The sequence below is a fragment of the Blautia sp. DFI.1.216 genome (assembly GCF_020594215.1).
Classification (GTDB): domain Bacteria; phylum Bacillota; class Clostridia; order Lachnospirales; family Lachnospiraceae; genus Blautia_A; species Blautia_A wexlerae.
In genome coordinates this window covers 1-23,062 of record NZ_JAJDML010000002.1, presented here as the reverse complement: position 1 = coordinate 23,062, position 23,062 = coordinate 1, and the positions used below count along the sequence as shown (strand labels likewise).

General features: G+C 42.7%; 19 protein-coding genes and 1 other annotated feature. Of the genes, 1 reads left to right on the top strand and 18 read right to left on the bottom strand.

What is annotated here, in order from left to right; genetic code table 11:
* Positions 1 to 98 precede the first annotated feature (98 nt).
* The 12 genes from LJE11_RS01005 to LJE11_RS00950 all read right to left on the bottom strand — a co-directional run bounded on the left by LJE11_RS01005 (position 99) and on the right by LJE11_RS00950 (position 14,355).
* Positions 99 to 713 carry a histidine phosphatase family protein gene (locus LJE11_RS01005; RefSeq protein WP_008703915.1) on the bottom strand — a complete coding sequence of 205 codons (615 nt, stop codon included), beginning with the start codon at positions 711 to 713 and terminating at the stop codon, positions 99 to 101.
* Entirely contained in the window at positions 713 to 3,130 is a 2,418-nt protein-coding gene (gene pheT / locus LJE11_RS01000) for a phenylalanine--tRNA ligase subunit beta (RefSeq protein WP_008703916.1), read from the bottom strand. Before pheT ends, LJE11_RS01005 begins: the two co-directional genes overlap by 1 nt.
* A 104-nt stretch (positions 3,131 to 3,234) precedes the next feature.
* Entirely contained in the window at positions 3,235 to 4,254 is a 1,020-nt protein-coding gene (gene pheS, locus LJE11_RS00995; RefSeq protein WP_026648180.1) for a phenylalanine--tRNA ligase subunit alpha, read from the bottom strand.
* A 183-nt stretch (positions 4,255 to 4,437) separates the two neighbouring features.
* Positions 4,438 to 4,669: a binding site (T-box leader), on the bottom strand.
* Positions 4,670 to 4,728: 59 nt separating this feature from the next.
* Complete coding sequence (gene gltA / locus LJE11_RS00990; protein WP_008703919.1) at positions 4,729 to 6,123, bottom strand: NADPH-dependent glutamate synthase; 1,395 nt, start codon at positions 6,121 to 6,123, stop codon at positions 4,729 to 4,731.
* Entirely contained in the window at positions 6,123 to 7,010 is an 888-nt protein-coding gene (locus tag LJE11_RS00985; protein WP_008703921.1) for a sulfide/dihydroorotate dehydrogenase-like FAD/NAD-binding protein, read from the bottom strand. The genes gltA and LJE11_RS00985 overlap by 1 nt, the downstream gene beginning before the upstream one ends.
* Positions 7,011 to 7,212: 202 nt before the next feature.
* On the bottom strand, positions 7,213 to 7,965 hold the full coding sequence (locus LJE11_RS00980) for a ClpP family protease (protein WP_020994043.1): 753 nt from the start codon (positions 7,963 to 7,965) through the stop codon (positions 7,213 to 7,215).
* 110 nt (positions 7,966 to 8,075) lie between these two features.
* Positions 8,076 to 8,807 carry a YebC/PmpR family DNA-binding transcriptional regulator gene (locus tag LJE11_RS00975; RefSeq protein ID WP_008703925.1) on the bottom strand — a complete coding sequence of 244 codons (732 nt, stop codon included), beginning with the start codon at positions 8,805 to 8,807 and terminating at the stop codon, positions 8,076 to 8,078.
* 41 nt (positions 8,808 to 8,848) lie between these two features.
* Positions 8,849 to 10,162 carry a hemolysin family protein gene (locus tag LJE11_RS00970; RefSeq protein ID WP_020994044.1) on the bottom strand — a complete coding sequence of 438 codons (1,314 nt, stop codon included), beginning with the start codon at positions 10,160 to 10,162 and terminating at the stop codon, positions 8,849 to 8,851.
* A gap of 200 nt (positions 10,163 to 10,362) precedes the next feature.
* The gene (locus LJE11_RS00965; protein ID WP_020994045.1) at positions 10,363 to 10,710 is read right to left on the bottom strand and encodes a type II toxin-antitoxin system PemK/MazF family toxin; all 348 of its coding nucleotides are present in this window, start codon (positions 10,708 to 10,710) and stop codon (positions 10,363 to 10,365) included.
* Positions 10,711 to 10,895: 185 nt separating this feature from the next.
* Positions 10,896 to 12,041, bottom strand: coding sequence for an alanine racemase (alr, locus tag LJE11_RS00960; protein ID WP_008703932.1), 1,146 nt, complete (start codon positions 12,039 to 12,041; stop codon positions 10,896 to 10,898).
* A 77-nt stretch (positions 12,042 to 12,118) separates the two neighbouring features.
* A complete protein-coding gene (locus tag LJE11_RS00955) occupies positions 12,119 to 13,618 on the bottom strand; it encodes a bifunctional ADP-dependent NAD(P)H-hydrate dehydratase/NAD(P)H-hydrate epimerase (protein ID WP_008703935.1) in 1,500 nt (499 codons plus the stop codon).
* Positions 13,619 to 13,707: 89 nt separating this feature from the next.
* On the bottom strand, positions 13,708 to 14,355 hold the full coding sequence (locus LJE11_RS00950) for a redox-sensing transcriptional repressor Rex (RefSeq protein ID WP_008703936.1): 648 nt from the start codon (positions 14,353 to 14,355) through the stop codon (positions 13,708 to 13,710).
* Between the two features lie 260 nt (positions 14,356 to 14,615).
* On the opposite strand from LJE11_RS00950, the gene LJE11_RS00945 reads away from it, so the two are divergent.
* Entirely contained in the window at positions 14,616 to 16,526 is a 1,911-nt protein-coding gene (locus LJE11_RS00945; protein ID WP_008703937.1) for an ABC-F family ATP-binding cassette domain-containing protein, read from the top strand.
* Between the two features lie 116 nt (positions 16,527 to 16,642).
* Here the strand turns inward: LJE11_RS00945 and LJE11_RS00940 are convergent, their stop codons facing one another.
* From LJE11_RS00940 to LJE11_RS00915, 6 genes are all read right to left on the bottom strand, one after another.
* Positions 16,643 to 17,851, bottom strand: a complete 1,209-nt coding sequence (locus tag LJE11_RS00940; RefSeq protein ID WP_008703938.1) for an NADP-dependent isocitrate dehydrogenase — start codon at positions 17,849 to 17,851, stop codon at positions 16,643 to 16,645.
* Positions 17,852 to 17,966: 115 nt separating this feature from the next.
* Positions 17,967 to 18,812, bottom strand: a complete 846-nt coding sequence (locus tag LJE11_RS00935) for a S8 family peptidase (RefSeq protein ID WP_008703939.1) — start codon at positions 18,810 to 18,812, stop codon at positions 17,967 to 17,969.
* Between the two features lie 507 nt (positions 18,813 to 19,319).
* On the bottom strand, positions 19,320 to 20,051 hold the full coding sequence (locus LJE11_RS00930) for a class I SAM-dependent methyltransferase (protein WP_008703940.1): 732 nt from the start codon (positions 20,049 to 20,051) through the stop codon (positions 19,320 to 19,322).
* Between the two features lie 20 nt (positions 20,052 to 20,071).
* Positions 20,072 to 21,550, bottom strand: coding sequence for a polyphosphate:AMP phosphotransferase (gene pap / locus LJE11_RS00925; protein WP_008703941.1), 1,479 nt, complete (start codon positions 21,548 to 21,550; stop codon positions 20,072 to 20,074).
* A 180-nt stretch (positions 21,551 to 21,730) separates the two neighbouring features.
* Positions 21,731 to 22,060, bottom strand: a complete 330-nt coding sequence (locus LJE11_RS20720) for a hypothetical protein (protein ID WP_008703942.1) — start codon at positions 22,058 to 22,060, stop codon at positions 21,731 to 21,733.
* 33 nt (positions 22,061 to 22,093) lie between these two features.
* Positions 22,094 to 22,735: a methylated-DNA--[protein]-cysteine S-methyltransferase gene (locus LJE11_RS00915; RefSeq protein WP_025577079.1), complete on the bottom strand. Its 642-nt coding sequence runs from the start codon at positions 22,733 to 22,735 to the stop codon at positions 22,094 to 22,096.
* Between the last annotated feature and the right edge of the window lie 327 nt (positions 22,736 to 23,062).

Here is a 23,062-nt window from a genome sequence, read left to right as displayed (position 1 = left end):
GGGATAGTGGTGTATAAACAGTAACAAAATATATTAAAAGTCCGGCAGAAAAGCTGTACTCAGAGTACAGTTTTCCACCGGATTATTTTACAGAATTGTTATATTTCAGAATAAACTTTATCTTCTTCCAGAAATCTGGCTTTTCCATCTTTTACTTCAAGCAGATTGATACTGCAGTTTGGAGGCACACATCCATGCCAGAAATGTTCCGGATCCTGATAAACATTCTGAAGCAGTGCACGAACTGCACATCCATGAGAAGAAACAAGAATTGTTTTGTCTGCCAGAGCAGGATCTGTCGTTTTCTCCACCCAGAATTCTCTGGTGCGTTTCAGGATATCAGAAATGTTTTCGCCGTTTTGAGGACGTTCAAATTTCTGTGGCTCTTCAAAGAAAATTTCCATTTCATGGCTGATGATCTTCCCTTGTTCATCCTTAAACCGGCTTCCTTCAAGAACTCCGAAATCAATTTCCTGGATTCTTTTATCCTCAATAACAGGAATCTGCCTGTTTCCCAGCACATAATGTGCTGTCTGTCTCGCTCTTGCCAGAGGACTGGTAAAACAGATATCAAACGGAACATCTTTTAATACTTCTCCTGTTCTTTTCGCCAGTTCAATTCCTTCCGGTGCAAGGGGAATATCCATTGCCCCCTGCACTTTTTTCAGTTTATTCCACTGAGTTATCCCATGTCTTAATACATAAATCAGCATTAACTTCTCAACTCGATTCCAAGATCTGTCAGGCCATTCAGGATTTTCTTCATTGCAGCTGTAATCTCGCTCTCTTCCAGAGTCTTGTCATGGTGACGGAATACCAGAGAATAAGCCATGGATTTATATCCTCCTTTAATCTGGTTTCCTTCATAAATGTCAAATAACTGATAACTCTCCAGAATCTTTCCGCCTCTCTGAGTCAGAATATGTTCAATCTGTCCTGCAAGAACGGTTTTCGGAACGACCATACTTAAATCGCGGGTTACTGCAGGATATTTTGCAATTCCTGTGTATTTATGGTTGAAGCTTGCAAATTCAAGAACCGTAAGGATATCAATCACTGCCACATATGCCTTATCACCGATTCCATAAGTATCTGCAACCAGAGGATGAACCTCTCCCAGATAGCCTACAACCTTACCATCATAAACCATATTTGCCTGTCTTCCGGGATGAAGGTAAGTCTTTCCGCTGTTTGGATCATAATCTACTTTATCTCTCATTCCTACTTTCTCAAAGAACTCTTCACATACACCTTTCATGTCAAAGAAATCGCCGTTTCCATACATACCAAGTGTAAAGTGCATACGCTCATCCGGAAGTTCTGTAAGAGGAAGTGCTTTCGGACGATATACATTACCAAGTTCATAGAGACGTACATCTTTATTTCTTCTGTTATAGTTCGTAGCCAGAGAACTGAGCATACCGTTTAAAGTAGTTGTTCTCATGACACTGTAGTCTTCTCCCAGAGGATTGCTGATCACGATTCCCTGACGGAGCTTACTGTCAGCCGGAAGTCTTAATTTGTCAAATACCTTCGGACTTTCGAAAGAATAGGTCATTCCTTCAGAGAAACCACAATATTCCGCAATATCACGTGCCACTGCTTCAATACGAAGTTTAAACGGAAGCTTACCTGTTGTAGCTTCACCTGTAGGCAGAGTAGTCGGAATCTTATCATATCCGAAAAATCTTGCAACTTCTTCTGCAACATCAGCTACATAATGGATATCCTGACGGAAAGTAGGAGCTACGATCTCATTTGTTTTTTCGTCATAGGTCAGTTCTACTTTTGCCAGATAAGCAAGCATTTCTTCCGGTGTCAGGTCAGTTCCAAGAAGAGCATTAATCTTCTCCGGTTTGAAAGGAACTCTGGATGGTTCTCTTACTTCATTGCAGATATCTACCATTCCACCTACGACTTCACCTGCTCCAAGTTCCTCCATCAGCTGGCATGCTCTGTCGATAGCTGCCTGCGCATTGTTCGGGTCAAGACCTTTTTCGAATTTACCGGAAGCATCTGTTCTCAGACCGATTCTCTTGGAAGAAAGGCGGATATTTGTTCCATCAAAACATGCAGCCTCGAAAAGAACAGTTTTTACATCGTCTGTGATCATAGAATTCTCTCCACCCATGATACCGGCAATACCAACTGCTTTCTCACCGTCACAAATCATCAGTACCTGATCATCCATGGTACGTTCCTGTCCATCCAGCGTTACAAATTTCTCATCATTCTCTGCACGACGTACAACGATTTCTTTTCCTGCAATCCTGTCCAGATCATATGCGTGCATTGGCTGACCAAATTCTTCCATTACATAGTTTGTAATATCTACCAGATTATTGATCGGACGGATTCCATTGGAAGCCAGACATCTCTGCATCCATTTCGGAGATGGTCCGATCTTAACATTCTTTACGACTCTTGCGCAGTAACGTGGACAAAGTTTCGGATCTTCTACCGTTACTTTTACATAGTCAGAAGCTTTTTCATCATTTCCCTTACACTCTACAACAGGAGGACAGAATTTCTCATTAAACGTAGCTGCCGCTTCTCTTGCAATTCCCAGTACGCCGTAGCAGTCAACACGATTGGATGTGATTTCATATTCAAAGACAACATCATCCAGGCCCAGTGCCTTGATCGCACTCTCGCCTACAACAGCGTCTTCAGGGAAAATATAGATTCCGTATTCCGGTGCTTCCGGATACATTTCTCTTGTGCTTCCCAGCTCTTCGATGGAACACATCATACCATAGGAATCGATTCCGCGAAGTTTTCCTTTTTTGATTTCAATTCCACCCGGTGTTTTCTTTCCGTCATGTCCACCGGCAACACGTCCGCCGTCAAGAACAACAGGAACCTTATCTCCCTCTTTTACATTAGGAGCGCCTGTAACAATCTGTACAGTCTCTGTTCCGATATTCACCTGGCAGATGATCAGTTTATCTGCATCCGGATGTTTCTCAATTTTTTCAATCTGACCGATCACGATCTTATCCAGATCTGCGTCCAGTTTTTCAAAGCCTTCCACTTTTGTTCCTGTCAGTGTCATGGCATCTGTATATTCCTGTGCTGTCACATCAAGATCCGGCACATACATTTTAATCCAAGATAATGAAGTATTCATTTTGTTAATCCTCTTTCTATATTATAGCTCAGACTTATAGCAGCTTTCCCGGACAGAAATTTCCTCTTGGCTGCATAGCTCTGTTGTTTCAGACAGTCATTTCATCAGAACTGTTTCAGGAAACGGATATCATTCTCATAGAGCAGTCTCATGTCATCAATCTCATATTTCAGAAGTGCAATACGTTCAAGACCTACGCCAAATGCGAATCCTGTGTATTCTTCCGGATCAATTCCGCACATGCTCAATACATTCGGATGAACCATACCGCAGCCAAGGATTTCAATCCAGCCGGAACCTTTACAGAAACGGCAGCCTTTACCACCACACTTGAAACAGGATACATCCACCTCTGCGCTTGGCTCTGTGAACGGGAAGTGATGTGGTCTGAACTTAGTTTTTGTCTCAGGTCCGAATAATTCCTGTGCAAACTCCTGCAAAGTTCCCTTAAGATCTGCGAAAGTGATGTTCTTGTCAATAACAAGACCTTCGATCTGATGGAAAGAAGGAGAATGTGTTGCATCTACTTCATCTGAACGGAATACACGACCAGGTGCAATCATACGGATCGGCAGCTTTCCTTTCTCCATAGTACGTGCCTGAACCGGTGAAGTCTGGGAACGAAGAAGGATAGAATCGTTGATAAAGAAAGTATCCTGTTCATCACGTGCCGGATGATTTTCCGGAATATTCAGTTTAGTAAAGTTGTAATCCGCATACTCTACCTCCGGTCCCTCTACTACTTCATAACCCATACCAATAAAGATACGCTCTACTTCTTCCAGGGCGATGGTGTTCGGGTGACGGTGACCGATTTTAGCTTTCTTTGCAGGTAAAGTCACATCAATCACTTCCTGTTTCATCTTCTCTTCACGTGCTGCTTCTTCCAGTTTCTGTTTAGATTCATCAAGAAGTGCTTCTATCTTGCTTCTTGTTTCGTTTACAAGCTGTCCAACCTTCGGGCGCTCTTCCGGTGCAACATCTTTCATACTCTTTAAAATTGCGGTCAATTCACCTTTTTTACCAAGGTATGCCACACGTACTTCGTTCAGTTTTTCCAGACCTTCGGATTCACTGATCCGTTTTCCGGCTGCTTCAGCCAGTTCCTGAAGTCTTTCTTTCATATCCATGTTCTCTTTCTCCTTTATGTCATAATGTCAGAGAAGAAAAATCGTTACTGAGAACAGAATGAACAGTAACGTAAAATCTGACTCTGACTTGATAGCCACAAATCGCTCCGTTGCAAAAGCAGTTCTCGCAATTCATGTTATAATAGCAGAATTGGCAAACAAAAAACTCCGTCCCACTAAAGGGACGGAGTAAAATATCCGCGGTACCACCCTGCTTCCTGCATTTTCTACAGGCTCTCGGTCTGCTTAACGCGCAGTAACGTCATTTCCTACTCAGTAAATACTGTCATTCAGAAATGCGGCTCCGGTGGGAAATTCAGGAAATATCTGAACCTGAGGCAGCTTCCAGCCGATGGCTTCCTCTCTCTGACGGAAAATAAATCCCTGTAAACACCTTCTAAGCTTTTCATGATTATCAACACTAGTAATCATGCCACAGACGTCAAAATCTGTCAAGTACCATTTACATTATTTATTTTTAAGATATTCATCGATACCTTTGGCACCAGCTTTACCTGCACCCATGGCAAGGATAACAGTAGCTGCACCTGTAACAGCATCACCGCCGGCATATACACCATCTTTAGATGTCTTACCTGTTTCTTCTTCAGCAATGATACATCTTCTCTTATTGACTTCAAGACCTTTTGTTGTAGAAGAAATAAGAGGGTTCGGGGAAGTACCAAGAGACATGATAACTGTATCTACATCCATGTCATATTCAGATCCCGGAATTTCAACCGGACGACGTCTTCCGGAAGCATCCGGCTCACCAAGTTCCATCTTGACAACCTTCATACCTTTTACATGACCGTTCTCATCTACAAGGATTTCTTTCGGGTTAGTAAGAAGATCAAAGATGATTCCCTCTTCTTTTGCGTGATGAACTTCCTCTGCTCGTGCAGGAAGCTCTGCTTCGCTTCTTCTGTATACGATATGTACTTCAGCACCAAGTCTTAAAGCTGTTCTGGCAGCATCCATAGCAACATTACCACCGCCTACAACTGCTACTTTCTTTCCTGCTGCGATCGGTGTATCATAAGAATCATCAAAAGCTTTCATCAGGTTGCTTCTTGTAAGATATTCGTTGGCAGAGAATACACCGCTTGCATTCTCACCTGGGATACCCATGAACATTGGAAGTCCGGCACCTGATCCGATAAATACAGCTTCAAATCCTTCGTCCTCGATCAGCTGATCGATTGTTGTGGATTTACCGATAACAACATTAGTCTCGAATTTAACACCTAATTCTTTAACTTTTTCAATTTCTTTCTTAACAACTTTCTGTTTCGGAAGACGGAACTCCGGAATACCGTAAACAAGAACACCGCCAAGTTCATGAAGAGCTTCAAATACAGTTACATCATAACCAGCTTTTGCAAGATCACCTGCACAGGTAAGTCCGGAAGGACCGGAACCGATCACTGCAACTTTATGTCCGTTCTTAACTTCTGATCCAACAGGTTTGATATCATGTTCCAGAGCATAGTCAGCAACAAATCTCTCCAGCTTACCGATAGAAACAGCTTCACCTTTGACTCCGCGGATACATTTACCCTCACACTGGGATTCCTGAGGACATACACGTCCACAGATAGCCGGAAGTGCGGAGGATAATCCGATCACTTTGTATGCTTCTTCGATCTTTCCCTCTTTAATCTCTTCAATAAATCCAGGAATATTAATGGATACAGGACAGCCTTCCACACATTTCGGTTTCTTACAGCCTAAGCATCTCTGTGCTTCTTCCATTGCTTCTTCCTGATTGTATCCAAGACAAACTTCTTCAAAGTTTGTTGCACGCACCTTTGGATCCTGTTCTCTTACAGGAACTTTCTTTAACATCTTTGCATCTGCCATTACTTGTCACCTCCACAATGTCCACATCCGCCATGATGGGTATCACCTTCCTGAAGTTTCAGTAATGCACGTCCCTCTTCAGTCTTATACATCTGGCTTCTCTTCATAGCCTGGTCGAAATCAACGAGATGTCCGTCGAATTCCGGTCCGTCTACACATGCAAACTTAATCTCATCGCCAACCTGAAGACGGCATGCGCCACACATACCTGTTCCGTCAACCATGATCGGGTTCATGCTGACAATTGTATGAATGCCAAGCTTCTTGGTAAGAAGACAGACAAATTTCATCATGATCATCGGTCCGATCGCTACACAGACATCGTAATGTTTGCCTTCGTTTGTTACCAGATCCTCAAGAGTCTTGGTAACCATACCTGCACGGCCATAGGAACCGTCATCTGTAGTAACATAAAGATTGGAAACTTCTCCCAGTTCTTTCTCAAGGATAACCATATCCTTAGTTTTTGCACCAAGAATAACATCTGCTGTGATTCCATGTTCATGGAGCCATTTTACCTGTGGGTAAACAGGGGCTGTACCAACACCGCCGGCAACAAATACCATTTTCTTTTTCTTTAATTCTTCGATATCTTCCTCAACAAATTCAGAAGGACATCCAAGAGGTCCTACGAAATCGCGGAATGCATCTCCTGCTTTTAATTCTGCCATCTTGATGGTAGATACACCAATCTCCTGGAATACGATTGTGATCGTACCTTCTTCACGATCATAATCACAGATAGTAAGAGGGATTCTCTCACCCTTCTCATCTAACTTAACGATAATAAATTGTCCTGGCTGACAATGGCTTGCAACACGCGGTGCGTGTACAACCATAAGATGGATCTTAGCTGCCAGTGTTTCAGCTTTTAAAATCTTATACATGGTTTTCCTCCTCGCAAATAATAAACCTCTATTAATAATACGCCAAAATCTGACATATGGCAAGGGTTGATTTATAGCATATATAAGATTTTTTTGTTACTGCTCACTCCGTTCTCAGTAACGTAGCCAAAATTCATTCCAGATTGCCTGCGGCAATGGAATTTTGGATAGTGGTATGAGAACCGTAACATTTTTTTCACTTTCAACACTCTTTTTCTATCATTTCATATAATTTTGCCAACGCTTCCTTAATACCGCCAACCTCATCGATCAGCCCTTCTTTTACTGCCTCTTTTCCTTCCAGCATGGTTCCTACATCTTTTACCAGCTGAGAAGTATCAAGCATCAGCTCTTCCAGACGTTTCTGAGATGCTTTGGAATGTTCGGAAATAAATGTAGTGATGCGGTCCTGAATTTTCTCCATATTCCGGTAAGTCTGAGCCACTCCGATAAACATACCATTGGAACGTACCGGATGGATCACCATCGTAGCACTTGGTACTGCGAAAGAATAGTCCGCAGATACGGCCATCGGAACTCCGATAGAATGTCCGCCGCCCAGAACCAGTGACACTGTTGGTATACTTAATGAGGCAATCATCTCTGCAATGGCAAGCCCAGCCTCCACATCTCCTCCCACTGTGTTTAAAAGGATCAGCAAGCCTTCTATTTCTTCATCATCCTCAATGATGGCAAGCTTTGGAAGTACATGCTCATATTTTGTAGTTTTGGAATGGGAGGGTGCAGACTCATGACCTTCCACCTCACCAATGATGGTCAGAAGCTCTACCTTGTGTTTTCGGGAATTGCTGTTTAAAACCACCTGTCCCATATCTTTGATCTGCTCATTGGTACTTTCCTGAATTTTATTTTCTGACTCCTGTGTCTCACAGTTTTGCAGCTTCATCCCTGTTTCAGACTCTTCTCTTTTTTCTCCATATCTGTTTTCAGACATAAAAATACCTCCATTTTCTCTATGGAGGTATTATGTGTGTTTCTTTTATAAACTATACATGTCCGACAGCAATAACCCAAAACAGGCAGTCTCAATATACCTGCGGTATTTTACTGTTCATCCCAGTTTGTCCAGTAATCTGTGACATCATCGTCATCATCCAGAAGATCCAGAGTTCTCTGAAGATCCTTGAGTGCCTGCTCATCTGTAAGCTCCACATAAGTCTGAGGAATCATGGCAACCTGTGCTTCTGCAATAGGCAGACCTGCTTTTTCCAGAGCTTCGCGAACTGCACTGAAATCATCCGGAGCAGTGAGAATCTCATAACTGTCCTCTTCCTCGCTGAAGTCCTCAGCACCGGCATCCAGAGCAAGCATCATAATCTCGTCTGCATCCATCTCACACTCTTCTTTGTCAATAATGATCTGACCTTTCTGATCAAACATATAGGATACACATCCCTGAGTTCCGATGCTTCCGTTACCCTTTGTAAATGCATTACGTACATTACCTGCTGTACGGTTCTTGTTGTCTGTCAGAGTCTCAACAATGATAGCAACGCCGTTCGGACCATATCCTTCATATACAGCTTTCTCGTAGTTGTCTGCGGAATCAGCACCTGCTGCTTTTTTGATACCACGTTCGATTGTATCGTTTGGCATGTTGTTTGCTTTCGCTTTGGCAATTACATCACGAAGTTTGCTGTTGTTATTCGGATCCGGACCGCCTGCTTTGACAGCCATAACCAGCTCACGTCCGATTACTGTAAAAATTTTACCTTTTTTTGCATCGTTTTTCTCTTTCTTATGCTTAATGTTTGCAAATTTTGAATGTCCTGACATCTTTCTTTCTCCTTTTGTTAATTATTTTTATCTGCTGTTGTTTATACAGCAACATTATTATCCCGCTCCACCTTAACCTTGCCAATGGTTTTATTACCAATAGACAAGATTGTAAAACAGTATCCAATCGCTTTTATGCTTGTATTAACATCCTTATCTGCAGGAATATGTCCTAGAATATTGGTCAGATAACCGTTCAGTGTTTCAAACTCTGTATCCCCAAAATCTGCATCCAACTCTTCTTCCACATCCTCCAGATAAGCAAGCCCGTCAATGATCAGACTGTTATCTTTCTGTGCGCGGATCGTAATTTCATCCTCATCATATTCGTCCAGAATATCTCCGACAATCTCCTCCAGAATATCCTCCATGGTAACGATCCCGGCTGTCTGGCCATATTCATCCACAACAATTGCCATATGGATCTTTCTGGCCTGCATAGTATGAAAAAGATCTCCAATCCCCCTTGTTTCAGGAATCAGGGATGCCTGGCGGATAATTCCGGGCAGTTCCTTCAACGGTTTGAACTTCGCCCAGGGATTCTGTGTCATAAACTTAAGCGCATCTTTATAATGGACAATTCCTTTGATATTGTCAATATTCTCCTCATATACCGGATAACGGGAATTCCCCTCTTCCAGCATAGTGTCAATCATGTTCTTGAGTAATATCTCCTCGTCAAAGGCCACCACATTCTTTCTGTGAGTCATGATATCATGGGCTTCTGTCTCATTAAAAGATATGATATTCTGGATCATTTCCGCCTCATTCTCCTGGATAACGCCCTGTTCATGAGCTTCATCTACAATGGAAATGATTTCCTCTTCTGTGACAGACTTTTCTGTACGGTTTATCTCCACACCAAAAGGCACTGCTGCCAGTCTGGCGATCCAGGTGACAGATACAGTAAAAGGCTTTAACAGATTCAGCCAGAAATGTACCAGGTTCAGATACTTATATGCATAAGCTTCAGGATGATAAGTACCAACCCGCCGAAAAGCCAGAATACCGATTGCAGCAAGAAAAATCACACACAATGCCATTACCAGGATCAGTGCAGGCACATGCTTTATGTATGGATAAAATGCATCCACAGCATATGGGACCAGAAAAGTACCAAAACAAATACCACATGCCATTACGATCAGCGGAATTGCATTGACAAACTGCGCCGGTTTGTCGATCAGAGCCATCAGCATCTGTGCTTTTTTATCGCCTTCCTCTGCTTTCTTCTGTGTATCATTCTCACTTATGTTTCTCAGCGCTGCGGCAAACCCGTAAAAGATTCCATTCAGCCACAACAGTAACAGTAAAACAAATAAGCCCCAGAGGGGCATACTACTGCCATCTTCCATTATATTATTCAGTCTCCTCCTTATTGAATATGCGTAATTACTGGTAAAATATATCACTTTCTCCATTAATCGTCAAGATACTGACCGGACAGAGATACCAAAAATTACTGTTCATTTATTGTTCACGCACTACTATCCGAGACATGCAAGCCCAAAAATCGCAATACCGGATCAGATGATATATCCCTTAAAAAGTAAAATCAGAACGTAAGCTCCAGGCTGATCTCAAGTGCATGATTCACCTTATCCAGCATCGCATCATCCAGATGACAGACTTTATCTTTTAATCTTCTTTTATCTATAGTACGAAGCTGTTCAAGCAAAATCACAGAATCTTTTTCAATCCCATAGAGTTCCGCATTGATCTCAATATGTGTAGGAAGCTTAGCCTTGTTCATTTTTGATGTAATAGCAGCACAGATCACTGTAGGGCTGTGCCGGTTACCTACGTTATTCTGAATGATCAGAACCGGCCGGATTCCACCCTGTTCACTCCCCACTACAGGGCGAAGATCAGCATAAAATATATCCCCTCTTTTAATTACCACACAATTCACACTCCGATTCTTTCCGGTTTCAATTTACAACATTGCCATAAGAAGAAACCTTGTTATCAGCCGGATATTTCCTGTCCGGTTAAGATAAAGTATTTCCACCTTTTTCTTGTGTATACATGCGTGGTATATAAAAATCAGTTATCGCTCACTTCGTCTCTATTCAGCAAACAGTAACATTATATTTCTTTCCCGTTTTTAATATAGACTCTCGGCACACGCGGGCTGATATCACAGGCAAACTCATAGGAAAATCTGCCACAGAGATCACCAATCTCCTCAATACCGATAAACTCATCCCCGTCTCTGCCGATCAGTGTTACCTCATCGCCCTTCTTCACATCACCAATCTCAGTCACATCTACCATAAACTGGTCCATACAGACTCTGCCAAGGATCGGAGCCTTTTGTCCATGGATCAGAACCCAGCCTTTATTGGAAAGCTGCCTGGAATAGCCGTCTGCATAGCCCACCGGAACAGTTGCCACACGAAGCTTCCTGTCAGCCACATAAGTACCGCCGTAGCTGATCGCTGCTCCGGCAGGAACGTCCTTCACATAAGTCACATGACTCTTAAGTTCCATAACCGGCTCAAGCTTTACAATATCTCTCTCCACCTCAGAAGAAGGATAAATTCCATAAATTGTGATTCCGGCACGGACAATATTCAGATTTGCTTCCGGCATACGTATGATGCCCGCACTGTTAGAACAGTGATGCAGAGGAATTTCCACTCCTGCCTCTTCTACGCGTCTTGAAAAATCCAGATACCGCTCCAATTGTACCATAGCCGGACTTCTGTCATACTCATCTGCTCTTGCAAAATGAGTAAACATACCCTCAATCTCAAGATTTGGAAGTTCTGAAATTTTTTTAATTTCCTCTACATTTTCCTGTGCATCTGCAAAACCGATCCTGGTCATTCCTGTGTCCAGAGCAATATGAATATGTACAGTTTTTTTCTGCAGAACCGCTTCGTCTGAAAGTTTCCTTGCCTCCTCATATTCGCACACTGCAGGACGGATCTCATAACGGACAAGTTCCGGAAAATATTCATCAAAAACAATTCCAAGGATCAGGATTGGTTTTGTAATCCCGGCTTCTCGCAGATGAATCGCTTCTTCCGCAGTTGCAGCCGCAAATCCCCAGATATAATCATAATCCTCAATGAGATGTGCAACCGGCACCGCGCCATGTCCATAAGCGTCAGCCTTTATGACTGCGATCATCTTTGTCTCTTCTGCAATATTTTTTCTCATTTCCCGGAAATTATGTTCTACTGCATCCAGTGAAATGACTGCTTTTACTCTGCTATCTTTCTTCATAATAATTTTCCTCTGTTATTTTTTCATGTTAATATCTGCAAATTGTTTCACAGATTTACTGCCTCAAAATGAATATTCTATCTTAGTATTTCCGGCAGAAAACAGATGATATCTCCTGCGGTCATCCCTCGCTGCCCTACTGTTTCAGCAGCCAGATCACCTGCCAGCCCATGCACATATACACCAAGTGCAGCCAGAATAACAGGAGAAAATTTCTTTTCTGCTGCCAGGTACATACACTGTATACCGGCAAGCACACCACTTAACACATCTCCACTTCCCGCTGTAGCCATTCCTGCATTACCCGAAATGTTCAAATACATATCTCCAAAAGCATCTGCCACCACAGTACAGGCATCCTTCAGAACGCAAACCGCTCCAGACTCCTTTGCATAATCAGCTGCAGTCTGTGCCAGACAATCCTGGATCTTACCGATTTCTTTTCCGCACAGACGACTCATCTCACCAATATGAGGTGTCAGGATCACATGTTCCCCGATAAAACACTTCCAGTTGTCATGGACTGACAGAAGATTCAGGCCATCTGCATCCAGAATTACTGTTTTTTTACACTCAGCTGCCTTCGCCAGGAACCACTGAGCTCTTTCCCTGCTCTGCGCTCCGGTTCCAAGACCCGGTCCTATCACAAGCACATCACACCAGTCAAGCATTGCCTGGTTTTTTTTCTCATCAAAATCACAGGTGATCATGGCTTCCGGCAACAGTGTCTGCAACGGAATCCTGTTGGCCTCCACGGTCTGAATTCTCACCATTCCCGCAGAGCTTTTCAGAGCAGCTGCTGCACTCAGATATGCAGCTCCGCACATTCCTTCGCTGCCAGCTATAAGAAGAACCTTACCGAAGGTTCCTTTATTTCCATAGGGAACTCTCTCCGGAAGCATTTTTAAATCTTCACGTTCCAGATGATGCATACAGATTTTCTTTCCGGGTATGGAATAGATTCCGATATCCGTAACAACGATCTCACCGCCATACATGCGTCCGGGATAAAAACACAGCCCTCTTTTGCGAAAAGCAAAGGTAACCGTAAGATCTGCCCGGAATGCAATCCCCTTCTCAAATCCGGTATCTGAGTCAATCCCGGATGGAATATCCACAGCTACTTTATACGCAGATGCCCGGTTCATTGTACTGATAAGCTCTGCATATTTTCCCTCTACAGGTCTGCTCAGTCCAACCCCAAAGATGGCATCTACTATAGTAGTATATTCATCCGGATCCAGGTTATGCACCCGGGGCACCTGATAATATTCTGCTGTTTTAAGCTGTCCGGCAGTTTCAGCAGTCATTTTCTCTTCCTTACCCGCAATATAATACCAGGTTCTGACTCCTCTCAACTGAAGCAGTCTGGCAATCGCCAATCCGTCTCCGCCATTGTTGCCGGTTCCGCAGACCACAAGGATTTTCTCTTTTTCTTTATTCTTTAATCTCTGTACAATCTCCTCAACCGTCTTTAATGCCGCCCTCTCCATAAGTACTGGAGACGATATCCCGGCTTTCTGAATCGTATTATGATCCAGTTCTTTCATCTCAACAGCAGTTACAATCTCTCTCATCTGTTCACCTCCTGTTTACAATAACACATTTACATACAAGAGAAAAGCTGTGATCAGATGACCACAGCCTTGTGTTTCACAGTTATCCCTTACATCCCTTCATGTTCCTTTCTGTACTCACTCAGGTTATAGGACAAAGTCATAAGACTCTCTGAAAGATGTACGTTCTCTACCATTACATCCTCCGGGGCATCCAGATCAATATGTGCAAAATTCCAGATTGCCTTAATTCCATTATCAATCAAAATCTTTGCCATCTCTTTGGCTTTAATTTTAGGAAGAGTCAAGATCGCGATCTCAACCTCATTCTCCTTCAGAAACAAAGGAAGATCGCTCAACATCTGAATCTCAATTCCACGAACTGCAATCCCCTCAAGTACAGGATTGACGTCAAAAATACCAACCAGCTTAAATCCGCGCTTTTCAAAATCCACATAATTGGCCAATGCCTGTCCCAAATTACCGGCACCCAGAATAATCATCGGATGTACAGTATCCAGCCCAAGGATCTTACCGATTTCTGTATACAAATAGCGTACATTATAGCCGTAACCCTGCTGACCAAAACCACCGAAATTATTTAAGTCCTGACGAATCTGGGAAGCCGTCACATGCATCTTCTTGCTAAGATCATTTGAAGATATACGCTCTACATTCTCCTCCATCAATTCACCGAGGTAGCGGTAGTACCGCGGCAAACGCTTGATTACCGCTTTCGAAATTTCCTTAGCTTCCACAAATTTTCCCTCCTTAGCTTATCTATGTCAATTATACCCAGATGTTATTTTATTGTCAAATTAAATTTGTACTTTTTGACCAAATATTTCTGTATTTTTTTATCAATTTCATTCTGAAAAATTCCCCGGAATATCATATTTTCTTCCATGCATCCATCCGGTGCTTTCTTTTCTCTGGACAAAATCTCTTAAAATGCTTTCAAAAACAGGCATTTTCGATTATAATAGTACGCGGACAAATTACAAACGGAGGAATTCCTATGATTTTATCATGTCAGAATATCTGTAAATCCTTTGGCGAAAAAATCATTCTCAAGGATGCCAGTTTCCATATAGAAGACCGCGAAAAGGCAGCTCTCATCGGCAATAACGGTGCAGGCAAGACGACTCTGCTGCGAATCATTATGCATGAGCTCTCCCCGGATTCAGGAAACGTGGTACTTGCCAAAGATAAAAATATCGGCTACCTTGCCCAGTATCAGGACATTCATGGCCATCATACCATTTACGAAGAACTGATTTCCACCAAACAGCACATTATTGATATGGAGAACCGTCTGCGCTCTCTGGAACAGGAAATGAAAACCACCACCGGAGATGCTCTGGACAGCCTGATGAATACTTACACAAGACTGAGTCACCAGTTTGAACTGGAAAATGGTTACGCTTACAAAAGTGAGATCATGGGTGTATTAAAAGGTCTTGGTTTCACAGAAGAAGATTTCGAACGCCAGATAGAAACTCTTTCAGGCGGCCAGAAAACCCGCGTAGCTCTGGGTAAACTGCTTCTTGCCAGCCCTGACATTCTTCTTCTGGATGAGCCTACCAACCATCTGGATATGGAGAGTATTTCCTGGCTGGAAACCTATCTTCTGAATTACCCGGGTGCTGTATTTATCGTATCCCACGACCGTTACTTTCTTGACAAAGTTGTAACAAAAGTTGTGGAAATCGAAGCAGGAAATATGCGTATGTACAGTGGCAACTATTCTGCCTATGCCCTGAAAAAAGCCCAGCTGCGTGACGCCCAGTACAAAGCCTATCTGAACCAGCAGCGGGATATCAAACATCAGGAAGCAGTCATTGCCAAGCTGAAATCCTTTAACCGCGAGAAATCCATCAAACGTGCGGAAAGCCGCGAGAAAATGCTGGATAAAGTCCAGCGCATTGATAAACCACAGGAGATTCAGAATCAGATGCGCATTTCCCTGGAACCAAGATTTGTCAGCGGAAATGATGTCCTTACTGTGGAAAGTCTTTCCAAATCTTTTCCCGGACAGACACTTTTCAGTGACATCTCCTTTGAGATCAAACGTGGAGAACGTGTAGCCCTGATTGGCAATAACGGCACAGGCAAAACCACCATGTTAAAGATCATCAATGGGCTGATTGATGCAGACAGCGGCAGATTTACTCTTGGTTCCAAGGTACAGATTGGCTACTATGACCAGGAACACCATGTTCTTCATATGGAGAAAACTATTTTTGAGGAAATCTCAGATGCTTATCCCACACTTACGGAAACAGAAATTCGAAATATGCTGGCAGCATTCCTTTTCACAGGGGATGATGTATTCAAACTGATCTCCGCTCTGTCCGGCGGAGAAAGAGGTCGTGTTTCCCTCGCCAAGCTGATGCTGTCCGAAGCAAACTTTCTGATCCTCGATGAGCCCACCAACCATCTGGATATCGCTTCAAAAGAGATTCTTGAAGAGGCATTGAACAGTTACACTGGAACAGTATTCTATGTTTCCCACGACCGTTACTTCATCAACCAGACAGCTACCCGGATCCTGGATCTGACCAATCAGGCAATTGTAAATTATATCGGAGATTACGACTATTATCTGGAGAAAAAAGAAGAGCTGACGGAAAAATATGCTCCGGCTGCCGCTCAGGCTGTGACAGAAGCAAAGCAGGCTTCTGATAACAAGCTTTCCTGGCAACAGCAGAAAGAAGAACAGGCCCGCCAGCGAAAACGAGAGAATGAACTAAAAAAAGTAGAAGCCCGCATTGAAGAACTTGAAACCAGAGATAAAGAGATCGACGAAACCATGATTCTCCCGGATATCTGCACAAATGTGGCAGAATGTGCGAAACTCAGCAAAGAGAAAGCCGCCATTACCGAAGAATTAGAAGGATTATATGAAAAATGGGAAGAACTTGCATAATGCAGGTTCTTCCCATTTTCGCAGTTTATAACTTTTTACAGGTTTCTCCGCTGCAGTGTGATCCTGCCCGGAGAACTTTATAATGTTATAGAAACATTACCGGATAATTTCTGAAATTATAAAATTTCATCCAGTCTCTCTCTGATGGCAAGGATGAAATCTTTGCTGTTCAGTACTGTCACATCCTCAAGAGAAGTGATCAGCGCAAGGTCTTTTGTCATCTTACCGCTTTCAATCGTCTCCAGAGTCGCCTTCTCCAGTTTATCAGCAAATTCCATCAATTCTTTATTGCCGTCCAGCTCACCTCTTTTTCTCAGAGCTCCAGTCCATGCAAAAATAGTTGCTACAGAGTTAGTAGATGTCTCCTCACCTTTCAGATAGCGATAATAATGTCTCTGTACAGTTCCATGAGCAGCTTCATATTCGTAATATCCCTGTGGAGATACCAGTACAGATGTCATCATAGCCAGAGAACCAAATGCTGAAGAAACCATATCGCTCATAACATCTCCATCATAGTTCTTGCAGGCCCAGATAAATCCGCCTTCAGCCTTCATGACACGAGCTACGATATCATCGATCAGGCTGTAGAAATATTCAATGCCTGCTGCTTCGAATTTCTCCTTAAACTCATCTTCATAAATAGTTGCAAAGATTTCCTTAAAACGTCCGTCATAAATCTTGGAGATCGTATCCTTGCCGCCAAGCCACAGGTTCTGTTTTGTATCCAGTGCATAATTAAAACAGCATCTTGCAAAACTTGTGATAGAATCATCCAGATTGTGCATACCCTGAAGCACACCCGGTCCCTCATAATGATGGATCAGCTCTTTTCTCTGCTGTCCGTCTGCACCTTCAAATACCAGATAAGCATCTCCGGGACCGTCAATATACATCTCTGTGTTCTTATACACATCACCATAGGCATGACGTGCGATGGTGATCGGTTTCTTCCAGTTCTTAACACATGGTTCAATACCCTTCACTACGATTGGGGCACGAAAAACAGTTCCGTCGAGAATTGCACGAATCGTTCCGTTAGGACTCTTGTACATTTTCTTTAAGGTATACTCTTCCATTCTTGCCTTATTAGGAGTGATAGTTGCACATTTCACTGCTACGCCGTACTTCTTTGTAGCCTCTGCTGCATCAACAGTTACCTGATCATCCGTTTCATTTCTGTATTCCAGACCAAGGTCATAATACTCAGTGTTCAAATCAATATACGGAAGAAGAAGTTCATCTTTGATTATTTTCCAGAGAATTCTGGTCATCTCATCTCCATCCATCTCCACAAGTGGTGTCTGCATCTGAATTTTTTTCATGTTAATCCTCCTCTTTGGCTCTCATCCAGTTAACTATCATGATAGCCGAAAACAGACCGTTCGTCAATGCTTTTATACACTAAAGCAATATTTTGCCAAATAAAATGATTACTGATCACAGTTCCATAAAGCGTTCCAGATCCAGTTCTCCCCATCCCTGCTGATTCTTTGGCAATCCCATATCCCTGGCACTTTCTTTCAATTTCATCTTGATCTGAACATTAGTCAGCTCCGGATTCTTCTCAAGCATCAATGCTGCTGCCCCTGCAACCAGAGGTGTAGACATAGAAGTACCACTCTTCACTCCATATCCGTTATCTGCTCCCGGTGCACAGGCAAGAACATGATTCCCGGGTGCAACCAGATCCGGTTTACAAACACACTCAAATGTAGGTCCCCTGCCTGATATGGCAGTCCGTCCTGTAAGCAGATCGCTGGAGCCTACTGTGATAATCTTCCGGCTGCTTCCCGGTGCTGTCACACTTCCTGCCTTCGGTCCCTGATTTCCTGCCGCAGCCACTACCACCAGACCTGCATCCCAAAGTTGTTCCACACCTGCGATCAGAACTCTGTGATCTTCTGCTCTCCTACAGGTTGTTCCCACCGAGATATTCACTACACGTATCCCATAATATCTCTTATTCTCCAGGATCCAGCGAAAAGCCTGTAAAACATCTTCTTTCCTGCCATTTCCCGTTCTGTCGAGCACCTTCAGAACTATCAGGCTACACCCGGGGGCAATTCCTCTGATCCGTCCTTCCGAAGCCCTTCCGTCACCGCCAATGATCCCACATACATGGGTTCCATGAGAATTATCATCATAAGGTCTGATACGATGTCCGATGAAATCTTGAAACGCAAGTATTCTCCCTGTAAAATCTATATGAGGAAAAATCCCGGTATCCAGAACACACACACCCACGTGCTTTCCTGTATATCCGGAATCATCTGAATTCTTCATAAAAAATCCTCCGAATCATCTGGATAATGAAATCTTACCGCAACTGTTCATCAGGTCGCTACAAAGACAATGAACATTTGCGTCTTACTTTAAATTATTCGGAAGATTATATTTTTGTGTCCGACAGTTTCTCCTGTCATATCTCCGTTTTTCTGTAAATAAAATGTATAAAGCTTCCATGATATGCAGATACTTCTGATATGCAAAACAACAGGCATATACAGAATCTGTTACAGAAATCCCGAAAATATCCTTATAGCAATTTCATAAAATAACTGTAACCATCTGCATAATATTAAGGAGACAAATTATGACTGCATTATTATTGATACTGGTATTTTTACTCTTTCAGACCTTCGTCCTGCTCTGCTGTGTAGCTGCCGGAAATGACGCTGCCTCCCAGGAAATCTCCGATCAGGAACAAATGGAATTTATCCGGGAATGGAAAAAAATACATTGCAGCAGCCCTCAAAAATAAAGGGCTGCTGCAATGTGCTGATAAACCTTCTACATCACATAACAGTCATATCGTATTGCTTTTCCTTTTAATATATAAGAAGGCTCTCTTCCATCAAGACAGACGCTCTTAAGAGGACGTTTTACGATAATTCTGGAAGGTCCGGCTTTGATAGCTGCATCAAAAAGATCTTTTTCCTCAGAACATGGAGGTTCAAGTTTCTGGATCAGCTGAAGTTTTTTATTTATCAGACCGGATTTCTGTCTCTTCGGGAACATGGGATCAAGATAGATCACATCTACCGGATCCATAAGTTTCTCCATACATGACACACTGTCACCCTCCACCAGTTTCATTCTGGAAGCAATGTCTTTTAATACGGGATGCTTTCTGGCACGCCGGAGCGCATCCTTCAAAAGTGCGGCGATCACCGGATTCTGTTCGTATAATGTCACCTCATAGCCATATGCTGCAAGAAGGAAACCATCCTCCCCCATACCTGCAGTGGCATCAATTGCTTTCAGATGTTCTCCCTCTGTTTTGACCGCACGTACCAGCATTTCATGGGAAAGTCTTCCGTTTGTGACTCTGTGCAGCATTCCTTCAAAATCTCCCTGATATGTCAGGCCATAACCGGTAAGTGATACGCCCCGGGAGTCAAACATTACTGTCAGATGTTCTCCCGGTTTGTCCATAATCGGAACATTGTTCTTTCTGGCAAAAGATTCTGCCATTTCTCTTTGCCCGCCCTTACCCAGGCAGACTGTTATCTTATCATTCATTTACACATTTCCCGCAAAATTTAATTTTCTTTTAATGCTTTTTCTATTTCAGAGATCACAATTCTGAGTGCTTTGATACGGGCATATTTCTTGTCAACAGATTCCAGTACATGCCATGGTGCAAAGGAAGTGTTTGTCTTCTGAAGCATCTCATTTACGGCCACTTCATAGGCATCCCATTTCTCTCTGTTTCTCCAGTCCTCATCTGTGATCTTCCATTGTTTCTCCGGATTATTCTGTCTCTCCTGAAAACGCTCCAGCTGTGTATCCTTATCGATCTGTACCCAGAATTTAATAATGACTGCACCCCAGTCTTTAAGTTCTTTCTCAAACTCATTCATTTCGTTGTAGGCACGTTTCCAGTCATTTTCACTGCAAAATCCCTCCAGACGTTCTACCATAACTCTGCCATACCAGGTTCTGTCAAAAATAGCGATATGCCCATTTTTCGGAAGTCTTGTCCAGAAACGCCATAAATAATGTCTGGCCTTCTCATGTGGTTCCGGACTTGCAATTGGATGTACTTCATAGCCCCGGGGATCCAGAGCTTCTGTAATACGTTTGATGTTACCTCCTTTGCCTGCCGCATCCCAGCCTTCATACGTGATGATCACAGGAATACGTCTCCTGTACAGTTTATTATGGAGTTCCCCCAGTTTACTCTGGAGCTGTTTCAGTTCTCCCCTGTACTCCTCGTCATCCATTGTTTTATCTCTCAGATCAATATCCGACAGACGGGGAATCTGCTCCAGAGGGAATACATTCTGCAAAATCGGAACGGAATGTGCCTGATTCTGCATGGCAACTTCAATATTGCTTACCATAGTCTCCAGCACCTGAAGTTCCGCCCATTTTCTGTCACTGGCATCTATGATGTACCATGGTGCAGAGGAAACATTCGTGTCAGACAGATACTGAGAAAATATTTTTGCACATTTTTTGTAATGTTCATTCTGCCATTTATCAAAGTCTGACACACGCCATCTGGTGTCTTTATGATCCAGAAGTAATTTTTCACGCCGCTTCTGTTCATCCCTGTCAATCTGCATAAAGAATTTCAGCACCAGATAACCATTATCTGTAAGCTGTCGCTCAAAACGGCGGATGCTGTCAATCCGCTGTGTATAACCTTCGCCTTCAATCTCGCCCGACAGACAGTCTTTACAAGTCTGCTCCATCCAGCCGGAATCCAGAAATGTAAATTTTCCGGCTTCCGGAATCTGTTTAAAATAACGATACAGAAATGGATATCTCAGTTCTTCTGCTGTGGGAGCTGACATAGTGGCAACCTTAAAGAAACGCGGATCAATATTCTTAATGACTTTTCCGATCGTACTTCCCTTGCCGGAAGATCCCCAGCCTTCAAAGAGTACGATTACCGGGATCTTATGTTCCTTGATTTTCATCTGAAAATCATAGAGCTGACTTCTTGCTGTCTGCAGACGGATTTTGATTTCCTCTTTTTCCGGCATATGTGCCGGAGTCCATGTTGTAAGCATAACATTGATCCTCCTTTTATTTTTCTTCGTAACTGTTCAATACTCTCACAATCAGAGACTGTTGAATAGTTACCCTTTTCATTAATAGAATATCTCAAATTCAACTGAAATAATCATAACATGAAATCTGTTTATCGTAAAGCAGGTGTATGATATCACTACTGAATTGTTTTAACTGCATTATTTTATGGGATTACTATGGATTTTTTCTAAAGCCACAATATTTTCAGAATATTCTTCCCAGGTGAGATTTCGTTTGATCCTGGCCGGACTGCCCATTACCAGAGAACCATCCGGTATCACAGTATTCTTGGTAACCAGGCTTCCTGCACCTATAATACAGTCCTTTGCCAGGCAGATCCGGAAAGATTTGCCCGCCCCCAGCTGATGAGCATTACAAAATTCCTGTCTGGTAAAAGACAGCTTCTTCTTTTTATAATAAAAATGATCATATCGGATTTCAGAATTTCCGTAATCCTTTCTCAGGCCGTTATCAAAAGCAGCATTCAAATGATAATAAGGTAATCATCCGTATCTGTTTTCTCACAGTTTATCATCTCTTTGCGTCAATCCATATTTTTTTAAATCCACCGTTCCATTGACAACCTCAATTCCATCTGCTTCCAGTAGCTTTTTCTGTACATCTTTACCGCCGAAGGCAAAAGCCCCTGACAGTTCTCCTCTGAAATTCACTACCCGATAACAGGGAATATGCCCCGGATCCGGATTCTTATGGAGGGCATTCCCTACCGCTCTCGACATTCTCGGATTCCCTGCCATTTCGGCAACCTGACCATAAGTTGCAACGCATCCTTTCGGAATTTGCTTCACTGCCTCATAAATCTTCTTTGTCGGGCTGTATGTTACGAGATCATAGCTTTCGGATATCATTCTTTTAATATCTTTATCCGGTACCGTCCCATTTAGAATAATGGTATTCCAATGTTCCTTATTCTGATGATAACCAGCCTGTACAGATTCATAGGCACTTCGCCAAAAATCACGCCACTCCGGATCTGCTTTTACATTCAGATTAACATAACCGTTTCGTTCATAGATCCATAAAAAAATTTTTTTGTTTTCCCTCGCTCTTACCACTTGCCAGTTCTGATCACGGAAAGGTCTTTCCGTATATGTATTCTGAAATGATAAACCGAATTCCAACGCTGCTTCTCGTGTAATCATGCAATTTTGATTCATTTATTTCACCCTTATTCCCTGAAATTATTTCTGACATCTTCATAATCTCTTGGAAGTCCCTCAAACAAAATTATTGCCTTATCATACTGTTCCTCTTCCATACATGATATAGCTTTCCTATACTGTTCCTGCTTCCTGATTTCTTTTAATTCCCTGTCCCACATCTCGGCTGTTTTCTCACTCTGATCACATTCTTTTAAAAAGCTCTATCCTCACACGGAAAAAGTTAAGCTGTTTATTACATCTATTTTTCCCCTTCATTCGCTTCCTCTATTGTCACACTCTCCTGTACCTGCATATCCGTATACTGAA

Excerpts from the sequence above, each read along its gene's own strand:
- alr (WP_008703932.1), bottom strand. The coding sequence starts at position 12,041 with ATGAAGAAAGATAGCAGAGTAAAAGCAGTCATTTCACTGGATGCAGTA.
- LJE11_RS00915 (WP_025577079.1), bottom strand. The coding sequence starts at position 22,735 with ATGATTACACGAGAAGCAGCGTTGGAATTCGGTTTATCATTTCAGAAT.
- LJE11_RS00955 (WP_008703935.1), bottom strand. The coding sequence starts at position 13,618 with ATGAGAGAGATTGTAACTGCTGTTGAGATGAAAGAACTGGATCATAAT.
- LJE11_RS00935 (WP_008703939.1), bottom strand. The coding sequence starts at position 18,812 with ATGAAGAATTCAGATGATTCCGGATATACAGGAAAGCACGTGGGTGTG.
- LJE11_RS00980 (WP_020994043.1), bottom strand. The coding sequence starts at position 7,965 with ATGTCTGAAAACAGATATGGAGAAAAAAGAGAAGAGTCTGAAACAGGG.
- LJE11_RS00940 (WP_008703938.1), bottom strand. The coding sequence starts at position 17,851 with ATGAAAAAAATTCAGATGCAGACACCACTTGTGGAGATGGATGGAGAT.
- LJE11_RS00970 (WP_020994044.1), bottom strand. The coding sequence starts at position 10,162 with ATGGAAGATGGCAGTAGTATGCCCCTCTGGGGCTTATTTGTTTTACTG.
- pap (WP_008703941.1), bottom strand. The coding sequence starts at position 21,550 with ATGCTTACAACATGGACTCCGGCACATATGCCGGAAAAAGAGGAAATC.
- pheT (WP_008703916.1), bottom strand. The coding sequence starts at position 3,130 with ATGAATACTTCATTATCTTGGATTAAAATGTATGTGCCGGATCTTGAT.
- gltA (WP_008703919.1), bottom strand. The coding sequence starts at position 6,123 with ATGGCAGATGCAAAGATGTTAAAGAAAGTTCCTGTAAGAGAACAGGAT.
- LJE11_RS00945 (WP_008703937.1), top strand. The coding sequence starts at position 14,616 with ATGATTTTATCATGTCAGAATATCTGTAAATCCTTTGGCGAAAAAATC.
- LJE11_RS00975 (WP_008703925.1), bottom strand. The coding sequence starts at position 8,807 with ATGTCAGGACATTCAAAATTTGCAAACATTAAGCATAAGAAAGAGAAA.
- LJE11_RS00985 (WP_008703921.1), bottom strand. The coding sequence starts at position 7,010 with ATGTATAAGATTTTAAAAGCTGAAACACTGGCAGCTAAGATCCATCTT.
- LJE11_RS00930 (WP_008703940.1), bottom strand. The coding sequence starts at position 20,051 with ATGAATGATAAGATAACAGTCTGCCTGGGTAAGGGCGGGCAAAGAGAA.
- LJE11_RS01005 (WP_008703915.1), bottom strand. The coding sequence starts at position 713 with ATGCTGATTTATGTATTAAGACATGGGATAACTCAGTGGAATAAACTG.
- pheS (WP_026648180.1), bottom strand. The coding sequence starts at position 4,254 with ATGAAAGAAAGACTTCAGGAACTGGCTGAAGCAGCCGGAAAACGGATC.